The organism is Pedobacter zeaxanthinifaciens (assembly GCF_003313335.1).
Taxonomy (GTDB): domain Bacteria; phylum Bacteroidota; class Bacteroidia; order Sphingobacteriales; family Sphingobacteriaceae; genus Pedobacter; species Pedobacter zeaxanthinifaciens.
This window is the reverse complement of record NZ_QMHP01000004.1, coordinates 169205-186178: the sequence shown is the minus strand read 5'-3', so window position 1 is coordinate 186178 and position 16974 is coordinate 169205. Positions and strand designations below refer to the sequence as shown.

Here is a 16974-nt window from a genome sequence, read left to right as displayed (position 1 = left end):
TACCCAGCAATAACCATCTATCAATTTATGAAACAACACCTTGTACTAAAATTGAGCACCTCGCTAATTTTGTGGTTTGTAGCTACAACCATCGGCTTTGCCCAAGAAACGTTAAAAACAATGGAATGGACGGTATACGGCCAAACTCGCAAAGCACTTGTGTATATACCAGCCACGGCAAGTAGCAAAGCAAGTCCGTTGATATTTGCTTTTCACGGCCATGGTGGCACTAGCCTTAACATGTATAAAACCCATCGTTTTGACCAGCTTTGGCCCGAAGCAATTTTGGTTTGTCCGCAAGGGTTAAATACGCCCGGCATGCTTACCGATCCAGAGGGTAAAAAAAGTGGCTGGGTGATGAACGACCAAACGAACAACAATAGAGATTTGCAGTTTTTTGATGCGATGTTAAGTACCCTGAAGAAAACTTACCGAATAGATGATGCCCGAATTTACGCCACAGGACATTCTAATGGTGGTGGTTTTACCTATTTGCTTTGGGCAACTCGTGCCAATGAATTTGCCGCATTTGCGCCAACAGCTACGGCAGCAGGCAAACTTATTAGTAAGCTTACTCCGAAACCAGCATTGCATTTAATGGGCGAAAATGATCCCTTGGTTAAACCGTTTATGCAAAAAATAACCTACAATGCCGTACTTAAAATCAACGGATGTGCTACGGAAGGGGTAAAAATAGATAGTAATCTCATTAAATACGAAGGCAAGAATGGTAATGACGTGGCATTGTACATCCACTCGGGTGGGCATGGCTATCCGCAATCTGCAAATCCGGCTATTGTCAATTTTTTTCGAAACTATGTAAAAAAATAGTCGTCACAAACCAAATCCATATCTTAGGGTTTGTAAATTATGGCGAAAAAAATTCTACTTGCGGGCGCCACTGGCTTGGTTGGCGAACAGCTAATTGCCCAATTGCTCAATAAGGGCTATCAGGTTAGTCTATTGGCTCGAAATGCGGCACAAAAACAGGTAAAAAACGTACAACTTTATAACTGGGACGTTTATCAGCAGACCATTGACGAAAAAGCTTTTGATGGCGTAGATACCATCATTAATTTAACTGGCGAAGGCATAGCCGATAAGCCTTGGACAGCCCAGCGTAAGCAGCAAATTATTGATAGCAGGGTAAAATCTGCTGAATTGATATTTAACGCAATTAAATCTGCCAACGCTACTGTAAAACATTATATCTCTGCCTCGGCGGTTGGCTATTATGGAGATCGTGCCGATGAGATTTTAGATGAAGATAGCCTGCCCGGAACGGGCTTTTTGGCAGATTGCTGTGTAGCTTGGGAAAAAGCGGCCGACCAAGGCATTGCCCTGGGTATTAGGGTAGTTAAAATTAGAATTGGCATTGTACTAAGCGCTAAAGGTGGCGCATTGCCTACTATGGCCAAACCAGTTAACATGTTAGTTGGCGCAGCCTTAGGATCGGGCAAACAGTGGCTTCCTTGGATTCATATTGATGATTTGGTGAACATGTTTATTAAAGCTGTAGAAGATCATCAAATGTTTGATGCATACAACGGTTCTGCGCCATCTCCAGCTACAAATCAAACGTTCACTAAGGTACTTGGTAAAGTGTTGCACAAACCAATTTGGCCGTTTAATGTGCCTAAATTTGTACTTAAAGCCATACTTGGTGAAATGAGTATATTGCCGCTGTTAAGTAGCAATACTTCTGCACAAAAAATATTGAATACTGGCTTCCAATTTAGATATTTGGATTTGAAAGAAACCTTAGAAGCAATATATGAGCACAAAAAATAGTGAATCTCCTATTAACATTTGTTGGCTGAGAAGAGATTTAAGATTAGCCGATAACGCCGCACTTTATCATGCTTTAAAAGCTGAAGAACCCGTACTGTTGCTCTTCATTTTTGACAAGGAAATTCTTGATAAATTGACTGATAAAAAAGATGCAAGGGTTGATTTTATTTATCAGCAGCTCAACGAAATAAATGAGCAATTGATTAAACTAGGTTCGTCTATTTTAATTAAACACGACACCCCTGAAAATGCTTGGAAAGAGGTATTGAAAGAATACCAAGTAAGCAAAGTGTTTACTAACCATGATTATGAGCCTTATGCAAAACAGCGTGATGAGGAAATAGCCAAGCTCTTGAAAAAAGAAAATGCCTCATTTAACACTTTCAAAGATCAAGTGATTTTCGAAAAAGATGAGGTGCAAAAAGCCGACGGCAAACCTTACACCGTTTTTACGCCATATTACAAGCAATGGTCGCAAAAGCTAAACGCTTTTTACCTCAAATCTTATCCTACCGAAAAGTATTTCAAAAACTTACACCAAACCAAAGCTATCGCATTTCCTTCACTTTCTAGTATCGGCTTTCAGGCTAGTGATGTAAAATTTCCGTCTTCAAATTTCAAATCACACCTTAAAGATTATGAAAATGACAGAGATTATCCAGCGAAGAATGCTACTACACGTATCGGTATGCATTTGCGCTTTGGAACAGTGAGTATTAGGCAGGTAGTAACAGAGGCGCTAGCGCAAAAAGCAGATAAGTGGGTTTCAGAATTAGCTTGGCGAGAGTTTTACATGATGATCCTTTGGCACTTTCCACATACGGTAAATAAAGCGTTTAAACCTGATTACGACCGGATACAATGGAAAAATAACGAAAAAGAATTTGAACGTTGGTGCAAGGGCGAAACTGGATACCCCTTGGTAGATGCAGGCATGCGACAATTGAACGAAACTGGATTTATGCACAATAGGGTGCGTATGGTAGTTGCTAGTTTTTTATGTAAACATTTGCTGATTGACTGGCGTTGGGGCGAAGCATATTTTGCTGAAAAACTGTTGGATTATGAGCAAGCTAGTAACATTGGTGGTTGGCAATGGGCATGTGGTAGTGGCAATGATGCCGCTCCTTATTTCCGCGTTTTCAATCCGGAGCTACAGCTCAAAAAGTTTGATCCAAAGATGGAATATGTTTTTAAATGGGCTCCAGAATACAAAAAGGCAATTGCACCAATGCCAATGATAGAACATGATTTTGCCCGAAAGCGAGCATTAGACACTTACAAAAAAGCACTTCAATAAAAAGTCCCGATTGCTCGGGACTTTTTGTTAATTGTTAGTTACGCTGGTAACTTCAATATCAAAATCTAAAGGTCGTGCACCGTAAGCCAAGTGCGACGGTACGATAATTCTAATTTTCCCGCCAGCTTTTATCCTTCCCGGTAAAATTAACTGCCAACCTTTAATTAATTGGTCTAATCTAAATGTTACCCCAGTACCTTCATCGAATACAGTTCCATCCAAATATCGTCCGGTATAATTTACTACTAAGGTAGAAAAATCGCCAATAGCATCAGCTCCTGTTCCAACTGTGGAAACGTTATAGCGAATCCCATTAGCATCCGTACTAAAGGTTAGGTTATTACGAGTAATGAATGTTCCAATTTCAAAGGCGTCAACCTGATGTCTTTTCTCGTAAGTGTAAATTCCAAGCTCCACTACTAATGTTTCATTGGAACCTATACCAAAGTTAGTTAAGCCATTTTTTCCAAATGCCATCCTTGAAGGCAATAACAAAACAGCTTTACCTCCTCTTTTTAGCTTTGCCAAAACCTCTCTAACAGGCTTGAAAGCATAGGTTACACCGCCAATATTAAATTGATCTGTGTAGCCCAAGAAAGTCCCTGGTATCATTAAATCGCTGGTTTGAGTATAAACTGTGCCAGTTGTAGATTTGAATGTGTAGGAATAATATACGGAGTCGGAGTTTTTTACATCAGTTCCAGTGCCAGCATTAATAATACTATAGCTATACCCATCTACATCAGTGAAAGACAAAGAGCTATTAGCCCTTTTATATTCTGCAATATTTCTATTGTCTAAATCTGTTACGCTTTCGTATTCCTTATCACAAGAACTTAAAAAAATGATTGCACCGAATAGTGCAGCTAAGTATATGGTTATTTTACGCATTTATATTTTTATTGTGCTTGAAGTAAATCAATAGTAAAATCTAAAACTGAATTTTTTGGAATAGATGGACTTGGCGAATTATTTCCATAACCCAATTTGGATGGAATAATAAGCCTAATACGGCCACCAACCTTGATCAAAGGAACGCCGATAGTCCACCCTTCTATTACGCCTGTTAAGGGAAAAGTAACTGTGGATGTAGACTTATCGAATTGTGTGCCATCGAGCAATTTACCCGTATAGCTTACACCAACTGTTGATGCTGAAGTAACGCTTGCACCAGTTCCAGGGGTAATAATTTGATAATATAAACCCGAAGTGTGCCTAATTGCCGGAATATTGTTCTTGGTTACAAAATCAACAATGGCAGCATCATCTAACCTCGCCTGTTCTGCTTCGTCGAATTTATCCTTACTACACGAACCCAGTACAACAATAACCGCTGTAAGCACCAGCAAAAGCCTAGTTTTTAACTTCATTCAGCAAAAATAAACTTTTAAAGCCGTTGCTACAATTTTTAACCAAATTTAACAGTTAGGGGTTAGGGATTAGGTCGAAATGCTTTTCAACTTTATTGTTTATCCTGAGTTGGATTATTGCTTATTTGATTTACGATACTTCCTAGCTAGCTGACCCTGAAATAAATTCAGGGTGACGGCAAATTGGCGTTTCGTCATATTGTCCCGAATGTTCGGGATCAGTATCGGTTTTAAAAACTAATCATTAATGGACTAATAGTCGAACTCGGATTTTTAGCAAAAAAATCTTTACTAACTTGAGTGTCCAATTTATGCCCGATTTCCAATAAAAAAGGTTTAAAGCTCGAATCAATAACTATTCAAGCCTTAAACCTTAACACTAACGCCTAATACCTAGCCACTAATACCTAAAGTCTGAAAATTCACAATTCAAACCTTAATACTAACTCCCTAATACCTAGCTGCTAACCCCTAGAATATATATTTATTAGCGTCAATAATTTGTGCTGCCACGTTCTGACGGGCTTGCTTTACATTGAAAGGTTCCATTTTCGTAAACCTGCGTAATCCCACCAGCATCATGCGTAATTCATCTCCCTCACCAAAAGCCCAAAGCGCCTCTTTACCTGCCTTTGCCACACCATCTACTGCTTCCACAAAATAAATGCGTGTCAAATCTAATTGGCCTTTGCAGGCCTCTTCTCCCCTCATGCTCACCAACTTTTCAGTACGCAACAAAGCTGATTCGGCAACGTATACATAACTTGCCATATCGGCAATATTCATCAAAATCTCTTGCTCTTTGCTTAAGCTCATCATCAATTTCTGAACTGCTGCACCCGCAACCATCAGCGTTGCCTTTTTAAGATTTTGTAATATTTTTTTCTCCGCAGCAAATAGGGTATCGTCTTCTTCACCAAAATCTGGAATAGACATCAATTCATTTGCTACTGCTGTAGCTGGTGTCATTAAGTCTAGTTCTCCTTTCATGGCACGTTTCAACATCATATCCACCGTTAGCAAGCGGTTAATTTCATTTGTACCCTCAAAAATACGGTTGATACGAGCATCGCGATAGGCCCTGTCCATTGGTGCATCTGCACTAAAGCCCATGCCGCCATAAATTTGCACGCCTTCGTCAACTACATAGTCTAACGCTTCTGAACCCCAAACTTTCAAAATAGCGCACTCTACTGCAAACTGCTCAACGGATTTTAGCTTTGCTTTTGCAGGCTCCATTCCATCGGCAACTAGTGCATCGTAAGTATCGTCAATGTTTTGCCCAGCACGGTAGTTAGCCGCATCAACTGCATAAACTTTTGATGCCATTTCTGCTATTTTGTAACGTATAGCACCATATTTTGAGATTGACCTACCAAACTGCTGACGTTCGTTAGCATAATTTACCGCGGTGTTAATGGTTGCTTTAGATGCACCAATTGCTGCCGCAGAAAGCTTGATACGACCAATATTCAGAATGTTAACTGCAATTTTAAACCCGTTCTGACGATCGCTAAGCATGTTTTCAACCGGAACTAGGCAGTCGTTGAAGAATATTTGACGTGTTGACGAACCCTTGATTCCCATTTTATGCTCTTCTGGGTTCATAGTAATACCACCAAAATCGCGTTCTACAATAAATGCAGTTAGGTTTTCATCATCATCAATCTTTGCAAAAACGATAAAGATATCTGCAAATCCACCATTGGTAATCCACATTTTTTGCCCGTTGATGATGTAGTGCTTACCATCCTCGCTCAACTTAGCTTTAGTTTTGCCTGAGTTGGCATCAGAGCCTGAATTTGGTTCGGTTAAGCAATATGCCGCTTTCCATTCACCTGTACCTAATTTTGGGATGTACTTTGCTTTTTGTTCTTCGTTACCGTAGTATAAAATTGGCAACGTTCCAATACCAGTATGTGCTGATAAAGCCACTGCAAACGAATGCCCCGCTCCAACTACATCGGCCACTAGCATTGAGGTGTTGAAGTTTTTACCGAAGCCACCGTACTCCTCTGGAACAGAAACACCTAATATCCCCAATTCTCCAGCTTTGGTTAAAAGGTTAGGCATTAGCTCCGGGTCTTCGTGGCTATCTAGTTTTTCTAAATTAGGATAAACTTCAGCTGCTAAAAAATCGCGACAAGTTTGCGCAATCATTTGCTGCTCTTCATCAAATTCTTCCGGAATAAATACATCGTGATAGGAGGTTTCCTTAATTAAGAATTCTCCGCCTTTGATAGCTTTTTTGTCTGTTGTTTCCATTTTACTTTGGATTATGGCTAAAGGAGCTGGGAATAAAGACCAAGCGCCTTGACCGAAATTTTTTATTTTAAATATCATTTATTGTCGTCATTGCGAGGCACAAAGCAATCCTAAAATGTTGTTATAAGTTGTAAGATTGCTTCGTACCTCGCAATGACGATGTTTGTTAACCACGCATCAATTGCTTGCAGTGATTCATTTCTAAATACTAAATACTAACATCTAAATACCTAAAACACCTCAAAAATCCCTGCGGCGCCCTGACCAGTACCTACGCACATCGTTACCATGCCATATTTGCTATTTCTACGTTTAGCTTCATTAAAGAGCTGCACTGATAGTTTAGCACCTGTACAACCTAGTGGATGTCCTAAAGCAATTGCACCACCATTCACATTAATCTTGCTCTGATCTAAACCTAACGTCCTGATGATAGCTAAAGATTGAGAAGCGAAAGCCTCATTCAACTCAATGAGGTCGATTTGATTTTGCTCCATTCCTGCCATCTTCAAAGCTTTTGGAATCGCCTCAATTGGGCCAATTCCCATAATACGTGGAGGTACGCCAGCCACGCCGTAGCTCACCATACGGGCAATAGGCTCCACCCCTAACTCTTTCATTTTCTTCTCCGAAACCACTAGAACAAAGGCCGCACCATCAGAAGTTTGGGAAGAATTCCCCGCAGTAATGCAACCGTTTGCTGCAAAAACAGGCTTCAATTTCGCTAAACGCTCCAAAGTGGTATCAGCTCTTGGGCCCTCGTCCGTATCTACCACATATGATTTTGTTTTCTTCTTCAGCTGCTCATCCAAATAAGTTTCGTTAACAGTAATTGGCGCTACGCCAGCTTTCAAATGACCATTTTTAATAGCCTCAATAGCTTTCATGTGCGATTGAAACGCAAATTCATCCTGATCTTCCCTACTTACTTGATACTCCTTCGCCACCGCTTCAGCAGTTAAGCCCATGCCCCAATACCAATCAGGATTGTTCTTTGCCACCTCTGGATTTGGTACTAACTTCCACCCACCAAAAGGCATCCCCGACATCACCTCCACTCCACCTGCAATAATACAATCGGCCATGCCAGCTTTAATTTTAGCTACCGCTGTGGCAATGGTTTCCAAGCCTGATGCGCAGTACCTGTTTACAGTAACCCCAGGCACTTTATCGGTATCCAAGCCCATTAAGCTAATCATACGACCAACATTTAGGCCTTGCTCCGCCTCCGGGGTAGCATTTCCAACAATTACATCGTCAATTTGCTCCTTATCCAAATTAGGAACCGATGCCACCAATTGCTTAATTACATCGGCGGCTAAATCATCAGCTCTCGTAAAACGAAATACGCCGCGAGGCGCTTTTCCTACAGCTGTTCTTAATCCTGCTATTATGTATGCTTCCATTTTTCTTTAGTATTTAGTAGTTAGATTTTAGTATTTAGAGACCTTAGTTTAGACTGAAATGAGTAACTCATTTTCTGCCACTCGTTTATTTTATCTGTCAATACATCTAACTCTTCTGCTAATAAATAATTTAAATTATGCGATATAATTAATTGTGTTTCGGTTTCGTAGGATGAAGCATGGGCAACGGACAAAAAATATAAAAACTCCTTATCTGAATTTCTACCTGCACCTTCTGCAATGTTAGATGGAATTGAAACTGCTGCTCTGTTAATCTGACTAACTAGCCCAAATCTTTCTTTATCTGGAAATTTAGCCGTAGTTCTGTAAATATCAGTAACCAACTCAATTGCTTTCTGCCAAACTTTCAATTCTTTGTACTTATGCATTTCTAAATACTAAATACTAACATCTAAATACTCCCCCTTAATTCCTCAACGGCTTCCCTTTAGTCACAATGCTTTGTATGCGCTCTAAAGTTTTTCTTTCTCCGCATAGCGATAAAAATGCCTCACGCTCCAAATCCAATAAATACTGTTCTGTAACTTCCGTTGGCGCCGACAAATCGCCGCCGCACATTACCCAACCCAATTTCTCTGAGATTTTTTTATCATGTTCCGAAATATAATTTCCGGCGTACATGCTATTTGCACCTGCGTAAACAATACCCAAACCTTGCTTGCCCAATACCCTGATATTTTTGCGCTGTACTGGTTTAGTGTAACCAGCTTCGGCCAATTCAATAGCTTTAGCCTTTGCATCAGCAATTAAACGACTACGGTTCATGCTAATTGAGTACTTATCTTTCTGCAGATAACCCAACTCAAATGCCTCCACTGCCGAAGTTGAAACCTTTGCCATACCGATAGTCAAAAACCGATCTTTCAGCGTGTTTTGAACAATCTGATCATCCTTGTATTCATCAGCAGCTCTTAATGCAAACTCCTTAGTACCACCACCGCCTGGGATAACACCAACGCCAAACTCCACTAAGCCCATGTAAGTTTCAGCGCTAAGCTGTACGTGATCAGCATGTAAACTAAACTCGCAACCACCGCCCAGTGTTAAATTATGTGGAGCAACCACCACCGGTACAGAGGAGTAACGGATACGCATTGAAGTATTTTGGAACATCTTCACAGCCATATTCAACTCGTCCCACTCCTGCTCCACGGCCATCATAAAAATCATGCCCACGTTAGCTCCAGCCGAAAAATTAGCGCCATCATTACCAATCACCACGCCACGGTAATCTTTCTCTGCCATGTCAATCGCTTTATTGATTGCCGTTAGCGTATCACCACCAATGGTATTCATCTTCGAGTGGAATTCCACATTCAAAATACCATCGCCTAAATCAATAATAGATGCACCAGCATTTTTATACAGCACCTTTCCGCTAGATTTTAAGTTTTCTAGCACAATGAAATCGGCTGTGCCAGGAATTTCTTTATAGCTTTTTGATGGAATATCGTAATACTTCTTAATGCCGTTTTCAACTTTATAAAAGGATGTATGTCCTGCCGATAGCATTTCAGTTACCCAAGCTGCTGGTTCGTTGCCATACTTTTGCATTCCCTCAATTGCATCGGCTACGCCAACAGCATCCCATACTTCGAAAGGACCAAGTTCCCAAGCAAAGCCAGCACGCATGGCATCGTCTATCTTATAAAGTTCATCGGCAATTTCAGGAATGCGATCTGATACGTACTCAAACAGCCCGAAGAAAGAAGTGCGGAACAATTCGCCAGCTTTATCTTTACCTGCAGCAAAAACTTTCATTCTATCGGCCACCTTTTCAATGCTCTTCGTCATTTCAAGCGTTGCCGATTTTACTTTTTGCTGAGGTTGATATTCCAATGTTTTCAGGTCAAGCGCTAAAATTTCGCTTTTACCTTCTGCATTTTTAATTTTTTTGTAGAAACCTTGTTTAGTTTTATCGCCTAACCAGTTGTTCTCCGCCATTTTTTCAACGTAAGCAGGCAATTTGAACAAGTCATGCGCTTTATCATTCGGCACATTATCGTACAGCCCCTTCGCTACTTTAATCATCGTATCTAAACCCACCACATCCGACGTACGGAAAGTAGCCGATTTTGGCCTACCCAAAGCTGGCCCGGTAAACTTATCCACCTCCTCAACCGTTAAATCCAGCTTTTCAACCGAATGCAGCAAGGCCATGATGGAATAAACCCCAACCCTATTGGCAATAAAAGCCGGTGTATCTTTACACAACACGGTAGTTTTTCCCAAAAACTTATCACCATAGTGCATTAAAAAATCAACTATATCTGGCTTGGTGTGTGGCGTAGGGATAATTTCCAGCAACCTTAAATAGCGTGGCGGATTAAAAAAGTGCGTTCCGCAAAAATTCGCTTTAAAATCTTCGCTGCGTCCCTCTGCCATTAAATGGATGGGAATGCCCGAAGTATTAGATGTAATTAAAGTACCCGGCTTACGAAACTGCTCTACCTGCTCAAAAACTTTTTTCTTGATATCCAAATTCTCCACTACCACCTCAATTATCCAATCACAGGTGGCAATTTTCGACATATCATCCTCAAAATTTCCGGTGCTAATTTTTTGTACCACCGTTTTCGAATATACAGGAGAAGGATTGCTTTTCACCGCAGCTTGCAGTGCATCATTTACAATTTTATTCTTATCATGCTTTTGCTCAGTGCCTTCAGGCGCCTTTGCTGCAATATCCAACAACAGTACTTCAACCCCAATATTGGCAAAATGACAGGCAATACGTGAACCCATAATGCCCGAACCTAAAACCGCTACTTTCTTAATGCTTCTGTTCATACTATTTTTTTGATGGCGCATAAGCCAAGGTTAACTGGTTAATTTTTTCTAAAGTGGCTATCAGCTGTTCTTTTTCCCTCACACTTAATTTAGTATTAAGGTATTCGTTAAACGAAATCACAACATCCCTAGCTTGCTTTCTTTTTTCTACCCCAAATGGCGTTAAAAACACCTTAACGGAACGTTTGTCGCCCTCCGAGGTTTCTCTATAAATCAACCCCGTTTCCTCCATATTGTTTAGCATCCGCGACAAACTCGTAGCCTTAACACCCAACAGTGCGGCCAGGGCCGAAACCGCCGTGCCATCAGCTTCAATATTGATTAGCACATAACCTATAGCTTGTGTAATACCAAAGCCTGACGCAATTTGATTGTAAGTGTTGGAAACATTTTGCCAAACCACTTTCAAAAAATAATCTACCGTTTCTTTTTGTTTCATTAATTACTATGCTTGCATAACAAATTTATACAATTGATTTTTACTATGCAAGCAGAATATTAATTTTTATTTGAGATTTTTTTACTGGCCACTATTTCTTTGTTGCTTACTAAATCAGCGCTTTAGTTTTTTTGAAAAGCAATAGTAGTGGAGCTATTAGCTGAAAGTCCGGCTGTACGTTACAAGTCCGCACTCGTTGCTCTCGCTTGCGGGCTTTTCACTACCATCCGGTTTAGTTGGCAGTTGAGGTAGTTCTTTTGTTTTTTTTACACCCTCTCTGCCCTAAAGGGCATCTCTCCCGGAGGGAGAGAGTAGCATGAGGCCTAAGTAACTTTATAAGTTCTCTCCCCACGGGAGAGATCCCGATTTATCGGGAGAGAGGGAACTAACTAAAGAAAAAATCATTCGAACAACCGACCACCCTCAATATCGAATCTTAAAGCCGTCTATACATCACGCTACTCTCTCCCTACGGGAGAGATCCCGATTTATCGGGAGAGAGGGTGTTAACCAACTAAAGAAAAAATCGTTCGAACAACCGACCACCCTCAATATCGCAGCTTAAAGTCGTCTATACATCTCGCTATTCTCTCCCCGCGGGAGAGATCCCGATTTATCGGAAGAGAGGGTATTAACCAACTAAAGAAAAAATCGTTCAAACAACCGACCACCCTCACTATCGAATCTTAAAACCGTCTATACATCTCGCTATTCTCCCCAACGGCAGAGATCTCGATTTATCGGGAGAGAGGGTATTAACCAACTAAAGAAAAAATCGTTCGAACAACCGACCACCCTCAATATCGAAGCTTAAAGTCGTCTATACATCTCGCTATTCTCTCCCCACGGGAGAGATCCCGATTTATCGGGAGAGAGGGTGCTAACCAACTAAAGAAAAAATCGTTCGAACAACTGACTACGCTCAATATCGAATCTTAGAGCCTTCTATACATCTCGCTATTCTCTCCCCACGGCAGAGATCCCGATTTATCGGGAGAGAGGGTAATGGCTCGTTACTTTACATCACCTGCAAACTTCCAGTTAGCACTGTAATTTTCAGTAAGTGTTTGGTTTAGTAGCAAAGCCCTTACCATTTCTACTGGCATGCAATTTTCCTTTAAAATACGGTCGTGGAAATTGATGTTCGACATTTTGCCACTTTGTACCAATTCTTTATGCAAGGCTCTAAATTGTAGTCCACCTAACATATAAGCAATTTGATACAACGGGCCATAACTGCCGGTAAATGATCTACGCACTTCAGCTTCGGCATTGGCACGCTCAAAACCTACCCGTTGCACCAAAAAGTCAATACATTGTTTAGGAGTCCATTCGCCCAAATGATACTTGGTAGAGAAAATAATACGGGCACAACGGTGCATGCGCCAAAACAACATGCCTATTTTATCTTCGGGTGTTTTAGCAAAATTATTGTCCCACAGCAGCATCTCCCAATATAACGACCATCCTTCAGACCAAAATGGCGTGCTGAACACTTTACGGTAAGGCTTGTATCTGTTCTGCATAAAAAATTGAAGGTTATGCCCCGGAATCAGCTCGTGAAAAACCACCGCTCGGGAGAAATGTCGGTTATTGCCCCTTAAGGTCATCATCTTCTCTTCATCACTCATGTCTTCGGTGGGGTAGGCAATCAATACGGATTCTCCTCCCAAAAAGAAAGGTGCAAAACGCTGCTCTTGTGGCGTTAACATCCGCATGCGCCAACCTTCTTTAGCCAATGCTGGAACTGCAATTAGTTTTTGTCGTTCTACAAAATCAATCGCTTCGTTAGCCAATTCATAAACCAATTCTGGTTGTTTCCCCAGTGGCGGATAAGCATTTTTAACCTTCTCCAAGGCAGCTTTCCAATCGTTACCGAACCCCATTTCCCGAGTAGCCTTCGCCATTTCTGCATCACACCAAGCAAATTCCTTTTGCGCAATTGCCGCAATTTGCTCAGGAGTGTAGGCAATCATTTCATCTTTCAAACTATTTATAAAAGCTGCTTTTCCAATTGGTTTGCCCACAATTCCACTCCCATCATCAGCTGGCGGTGCTTGTTTCAGTACCTTTTCCAAACTCAATTTATATTGCTTAACCGCATCTAGTACTTTAGGGTACATCGTTTTTGTAGCTTTGGTAAACTGCGGGTCATAGCCGTCATAAAATTTAAAGGACTCAGAAAAAGCCATCGCATACTGATCTATAGTTTCCTTGGCCCAAGTTGCCTGGGTAAAGCTTATTTTCAATTTCCCGTTATCTATCGCTTTGGAAGCAGCATTAATTTCTTCAATCAGTTTTTCAAAATTACTCGCTGCTAGTGCTCCGTCTTGCTGTTTTCCAACTCTTCTTTTTTGTTCAAAATCTATAATAACCGAGGTAAAGGGAAGCAAGTATTTATTTGCATCAAATTCCTTTTTTGAAATTTCCAAGTTTCGTTGATCAGCACTGATATCTCTTTTCAAAAGCAGGTAATCTACACGTTCATTTGTACTAAGTTTGGCAAAAGGAACTGCTTTAAGTTGTGCTAGCCAATCGGTATAAAATCGCTGCATTCTCAAAAAATACTCATCGGCGCTTTTAATGATGTACTTTCTGGCAAACATACTTTTATCTGCCTGATACCTGTTAATATACGGCTGTAGCAAGCTGGCTTCACTGCTTATTGTAGCCACTTGTGCTTTCAAAACCAAACCAAAGCCGCAAAAAAGCAATAGGAAAAATATCTTTCTCATAACAAAAAATTGGAATCACAATATAGCAATTTACATCATGCAAGTAAGTAAAAGTAGCTTTACACAACGGGGTTGCTCAGCATTTTTGCCTTTGCGGAAACCTTGTTGTGAGCTCTACAATTTTAATCTTCTCATTTAATTTTATTTACTTTGCAGATAATGAAAAAACTCGTTTTACTTATACTGGGAATCTGTTTGGTCAGCACTAGTTTTGCGCAACTCAAATTCATCAAAAGAATTTTTTCAAACGAAAAAGACACTACACGCAGGGCGAGTTTTATGCCTATTCCGGTTTTTGGTTACGCACAAGAAACTGGCTTCGAATTTGGGTTAGGAAGCATTTACTCTTTTTATGTAGACAAACACGATGTAACAAACCGGAGTTCCAATTTCTTCGGAGCCGCATCCTATTCTACCACAGGCACCTATAATGTTACACTTCGAGGTGATGCATGGACTAAAAAAAACGGACTTCATTTTATAGGAGAAGTTAGGTTTAAGGATATGCCTTTTAACTTTTACGGGATTGGTAATGGAACCATTGAGGCAGACAAAGACAAGTTAGTACAACAAATGACCAAGGTACTTTTTGATGCCGAAAAAGCTATCGCAAAGAATACATATACCGGTATTTCGGTAGGTTTTGAAAACCATCGCTTTACCGACAAAGAAACTGGTGGCATTTACAGCACCGACCCTTTGGTTTATGACAAGGACGGTGGCAGCGTTTTGTTTTTGGGCATATCGCAAAGCTATGACACCCGCAACTCCAACAACTACCCCACAAAAGGCTTTTTTGGAAGGATCAGTTACCAATATGCACCTGATTTTTTTGGCCGAGAGAACTTTACTGGCAGTCAGATTAAACTTAATGTACGTAATTTTTGGAGCCTCAATAAAAAGATTGTACTAGGTGTGCAAGGCATTTATTACACTGTACAAGGCAAGGGCAACACCTCATTTTACATGCTACCTCAATTGGGTAATGATGAAATCATGAGAGGCTATTACGGTGGGCGCTACCGCGATGAAAATTTAGTTGCAGCCCAAGCCGAAATCCGGTACCGATTTATGGAACGTTTGGGCTTAGTAGTATTTGGCGGCGGCGGAAAAGTTTTTGCTAACAGCAGCGCTAACTTAAAAAACCTAAAGCCCAATTATGGCATTGGTGGCCGATATTTCTTTGACCCTGAAAAAGGGTTGAGCATACGATTAGATTATGGAGTAGGAGAAAAAAGACCGAATGAAGAGCGTCAGAGTGGTTTTTATATCAGTTTTGCAGAAGCGTTCTAACCTACTTTCATCAGTAATTTGGTTACAACTTATAATGTTTTCAAATAGTCGATTGATGTTGTAGCTGGGTATAAAACCGCTATCTTTAATATGTGATTAGAAAATTCCTTGTTTTAGCTGTATTACTAGCTTGCCGAAGCTTATTGTTTGCCCAAGCAACTTCGTCGCTGCCTGCCGATAGCAATAAAATTGAGCATAAAAACGACGTATACCGTTTTAAACCAAAAAAGCTAATTGTGCCTGCCGTTTTATTGGGCTATGGCACTTTAAGTTTAACCTACGAACCTTTAAAGGAACTCAACAGTTCAACCAGATACGAAATTAACGAGCACCAGCCTGAAAATTTCACCTTAGATAATTTTACACAGTACGTACCGGCCGCCGCAGTTTATGGCTTAAATGCTTTCGGAATTAAAGGAAAACACAACTTTACCGATAGAACTATTATTTACGCCACCTCTACCCTATTAGCTGCTGCCGTGGTTGTACCGTTAAAAAGGAGCATCCATGAGGTAAGACCAGACAATTCTAACAACCAATCTTTTCCCTCTGGACATACCACCACTGCATTTGCTTCTGCGCAATTTATGTTTAGGGAATATCAGGAGGAGAATTTTTGGCTCAGTTTATCCGGTTACCCATTTGCCATTTTTACGGGAGTTTATCGCACACTTAATGACCGGCATTGGGTTGGTGATGTAGTTGCTGGCGCAGGTTTTGGCATCTTATCTACCGAAGCTGCGTATTGGCTATTTCCGCACATCAAAAAATTGCTAACTCGCCAAAATATCAATAATTTGCAGTTATATCCCAGCTACCAAAGTAAAATTTATGGTTTAAATCTCATCAAAACTTTTTAGGTTATGGCACAACAATTCGAAAAGCATTTTGTTAACCGCGTAGGGTGGCTTAGGGCATCTGTTTTAGGAGCAAACGACGGCATTTTATCTACCACCAGTATAGCCATTGGTGTTGCTGCAGCCAGTACGGATAGAAATACTATTTTGCTAGCTGCCTTGGCCGGTTTGGTTTCAGGCGCTCTGTCAATGGCCGCGGGCGAATATGTATCCGTGAGTTCGCAGGCAGACACCGAAAACCACGATTTAGAAAGAGAAAAGAAAGAGCTAGCCACTATGCCTGAAGAAGAATTGATTGAGCTGGCAAAAATTTATGAGACAAGAGGGCTTACCCCTGAACTGGCTTTAGAGGTTGCGAAACAGCTGACAGACCACAATGCACTGGAAGCACATGCCAGGGATGAATTGGGTATTAATGAAATCACTGCAGCTAAACCGTTTCAAGCTTCTATGGCCTCCTTTGCCTCTTTTGCTGCTGGTGCATTACTGCCTTTTTTAGTGGCTTTGCTTGCGCCAGTAAAACAGATGATTTATTTCCAATACGGATTTGCGATTATCTTTTTGACAATTCTTGGCGCTGTTGCTGCCCAAGCAGGAGGAGCAAAAATTTCAGTAGCTATTGCCCGGATATGCTTTTGGGGAACGGTAGCTATGGCCGTTACAGCCGCAGTAGGCCATTTGTTTGGCGTTAATGTTAGCTAATTTAT

The 16974-nt window shown here is 40.8% G+C and carries 14 protein-coding genes; 6 read left to right on the top strand and 8 right to left on the bottom strand.

All coding sequences use genetic code 11. From position 1 onward, the window contains the following. Window positions 1-27 precede the first annotated feature (27 nt). The 3 genes from DUT68_RS07905 to DUT68_RS07895 are packed head-to-tail and all read left to right on the top strand — an operon-like array spanning window position 28 to window position 3091. The gene (locus DUT68_RS07905) at window positions 28-831 is read left to right on the top strand and encodes a CE1 family esterase (protein ID WP_157960798.1); all 804 of its coding nucleotides are present in this window, start codon (window positions 28-30) and stop codon (window positions 829-831) included. 39 nt (window positions 832-870) lie between these two features. Then, complete coding sequence (locus tag DUT68_RS07900; RefSeq protein ID WP_113637285.1) at window positions 871-1791, top strand: TIGR01777 family oxidoreductase; 921 nt, start codon at window positions 871-873, stop codon at window positions 1789-1791. Continuing rightward, window positions 1775-3091 (top strand): cryptochrome/photolyase family protein, encoded by a 1317-nt coding sequence (locus DUT68_RS07895; RefSeq protein ID WP_113637283.1) that lies wholly within the window; start codon window positions 1775-1777, stop codon window positions 3089-3091. The genes DUT68_RS07900 and DUT68_RS07895 overlap by 17 nt, the downstream gene beginning before the upstream one ends. A 27-nt stretch (window positions 3092-3118) precedes the next feature. On the opposite strand, the gene DUT68_RS07890 is transcribed toward DUT68_RS07895, so the two are convergent. The 8 genes from DUT68_RS07890 to DUT68_RS07855 all read right to left on the bottom strand — a co-directional run bounded on the left by DUT68_RS07890 (window position 3119) and on the right by DUT68_RS07855 (window position 14117). Beyond that, window positions 3119-3982, bottom strand: a complete 864-nt coding sequence (locus tag DUT68_RS07890) for an FKBP-type peptidyl-prolyl cis-trans isomerase (protein WP_113637281.1) — start codon at window positions 3980-3982, stop codon at window positions 3119-3121. Between the two features lie 8 nt (window positions 3983-3990). Next, the gene (locus DUT68_RS07885; RefSeq protein ID WP_113637279.1) at window positions 3991-4461 is read right to left on the bottom strand and encodes an FKBP-type peptidyl-prolyl cis-trans isomerase; all 471 of its coding nucleotides are present in this window, start codon (window positions 4459-4461) and stop codon (window positions 3991-3993) included. Window positions 4462-4932: 471 nt separating this feature from the next. Continuing rightward, entirely contained in the window at window positions 4933-6726 is a 1794-nt protein-coding gene (locus DUT68_RS07880) for an acyl-CoA dehydrogenase family protein (RefSeq protein ID WP_113637592.1), read from the bottom strand. A gap of 230 nt (window positions 6727-6956) precedes the next feature. Continuing rightward, window positions 6957-8132 carry an acetyl-CoA C-acyltransferase gene (locus tag DUT68_RS07875; RefSeq protein WP_113637277.1) on the bottom strand — a complete coding sequence of 392 codons (1176 nt, stop codon included), beginning with the start codon at window positions 8130-8132 and terminating at the stop codon, window positions 6957-6959. 20 nt (window positions 8133-8152) lie between these two features. Beyond that, window positions 8153-8521 carry a four helix bundle protein gene (locus DUT68_RS07870; protein ID WP_113637275.1) on the bottom strand — a complete coding sequence of 123 codons (369 nt, stop codon included), beginning with the start codon at window positions 8519-8521 and terminating at the stop codon, window positions 8153-8155. Window positions 8522-8558: 37 nt separating this feature from the next. Beyond that, on the bottom strand, window positions 8559-10943 hold the full coding sequence (locus DUT68_RS07865; RefSeq protein WP_113637273.1) for a 3-hydroxyacyl-CoA dehydrogenase/enoyl-CoA hydratase family protein: 2385 nt from the start codon (window positions 10941-10943) through the stop codon (window positions 8559-8561). A 1-nt stretch (window position 10944) separates the two neighbouring features. Then, a complete protein-coding gene (locus DUT68_RS07860) occupies window positions 10945-11382 on the bottom strand; it encodes a MarR family winged helix-turn-helix transcriptional regulator (protein WP_113637272.1) in 438 nt (145 codons plus the stop codon). Between the two features lie 1013 nt (window positions 11383-12395). Beyond that, window positions 12396-14117 (bottom strand): DUF885 family protein, encoded by a 1722-nt coding sequence (locus DUT68_RS07855; protein ID WP_198659552.1) that lies wholly within the window; start codon window positions 14115-14117, stop codon window positions 12396-12398. A gap of 159 nt (window positions 14118-14276) precedes the next feature. Between DUT68_RS07855 and DUT68_RS07850 the strand changes: the two genes are divergently transcribed. From DUT68_RS07850 to DUT68_RS07840, 3 genes are all read left to right on the top strand, one after another. Then, on the top strand, window positions 14277-15410 hold the full coding sequence (locus DUT68_RS07850; RefSeq protein WP_113637270.1) for a BamA/TamA family outer membrane protein: 1134 nt from the start codon (window positions 14277-14279) through the stop codon (window positions 15408-15410). Between the two features lie 92 nt (window positions 15411-15502). Beyond that, a complete protein-coding gene (locus tag DUT68_RS07845) occupies window positions 15503-16270 on the top strand; it encodes a phosphatase PAP2 family protein (RefSeq protein WP_237088289.1) in 768 nt (255 codons plus the stop codon). A 3-nt stretch (window positions 16271-16273) separates the two neighbouring features. Continuing rightward, window positions 16274-16969, top strand: coding sequence for a VIT1/CCC1 transporter family protein (locus DUT68_RS07840; RefSeq protein WP_113637268.1), 696 nt, complete (start codon window positions 16274-16276; stop codon window positions 16967-16969). The last annotated feature ends 5 nt before the right edge of the window (window positions 16970-16974 follow it).

Excerpts from the sequence above, each read along its gene's own strand:
- DUT68_RS07875 (WP_113637277.1), bottom strand. The coding sequence starts at position 8,132 with ATGGAAGCATACATAATAGCAGGATTAAGAACAGCTGTAGGAAAAGCG.
- DUT68_RS07870 (WP_113637275.1), bottom strand. The coding sequence starts at position 8,521 with ATGCATAAGTACAAAGAATTGAAAGTTTGGCAGAAAGCAATTGAGTTG.
- DUT68_RS07890 (WP_113637281.1), bottom strand. The coding sequence starts at position 3,982 with ATGCGTAAAATAACCATATACTTAGCTGCACTATTCGGTGCAATCATT.
- DUT68_RS07885 (WP_113637279.1), bottom strand. The coding sequence starts at position 4,461 with ATGAAGTTAAAAACTAGGCTTTTGCTGGTGCTTACAGCGGTTATTGTT.
- DUT68_RS07900 (WP_113637285.1), top strand. The coding sequence starts at position 871 with ATGGCGAAAAAAATTCTACTTGCGGGCGCCACTGGCTTGGTTGGCGAA.
- DUT68_RS07880 (WP_113637592.1), bottom strand. The coding sequence starts at position 6,726 with ATGGAAACAACAGACAAAAAAGCTATCAAAGGCGGAGAATTCTTAATT.
- DUT68_RS07895 (WP_113637283.1), top strand. The coding sequence starts at position 1,775 with ATGAGCACAAAAAATAGTGAATCTCCTATTAACATTTGTTGGCTGAGA.
- DUT68_RS07865 (WP_113637273.1), bottom strand. The coding sequence starts at position 10,943 with ATGAACAGAAGCATTAAGAAAGTAGCGGTTTTAGGTTCGGGCATTATG.
- DUT68_RS07905 (WP_157960798.1), top strand. The coding sequence starts at position 28 with ATGAAACAACACCTTGTACTAAAATTGAGCACCTCGCTAATTTTGTGG.
- DUT68_RS07860 (WP_113637272.1), bottom strand. The coding sequence starts at position 11,382 with ATGAAACAAAAAGAAACGGTAGATTATTTTTTGAAAGTGGTTTGGCAA.
- DUT68_RS07855 (WP_198659552.1), bottom strand. The coding sequence starts at position 14,117 with ATGAGAAAGATATTTTTCCTATTGCTTTTTTGCGGCTTTGGTTTGGTT.
- DUT68_RS07840 (WP_113637268.1), top strand. The coding sequence starts at position 16,274 with ATGGCACAACAATTCGAAAAGCATTTTGTTAACCGCGTAGGGTGGCTT.
- DUT68_RS07850 (WP_113637270.1), top strand. The coding sequence starts at position 14,277 with ATGAAAAAACTCGTTTTACTTATACTGGGAATCTGTTTGGTCAGCACT.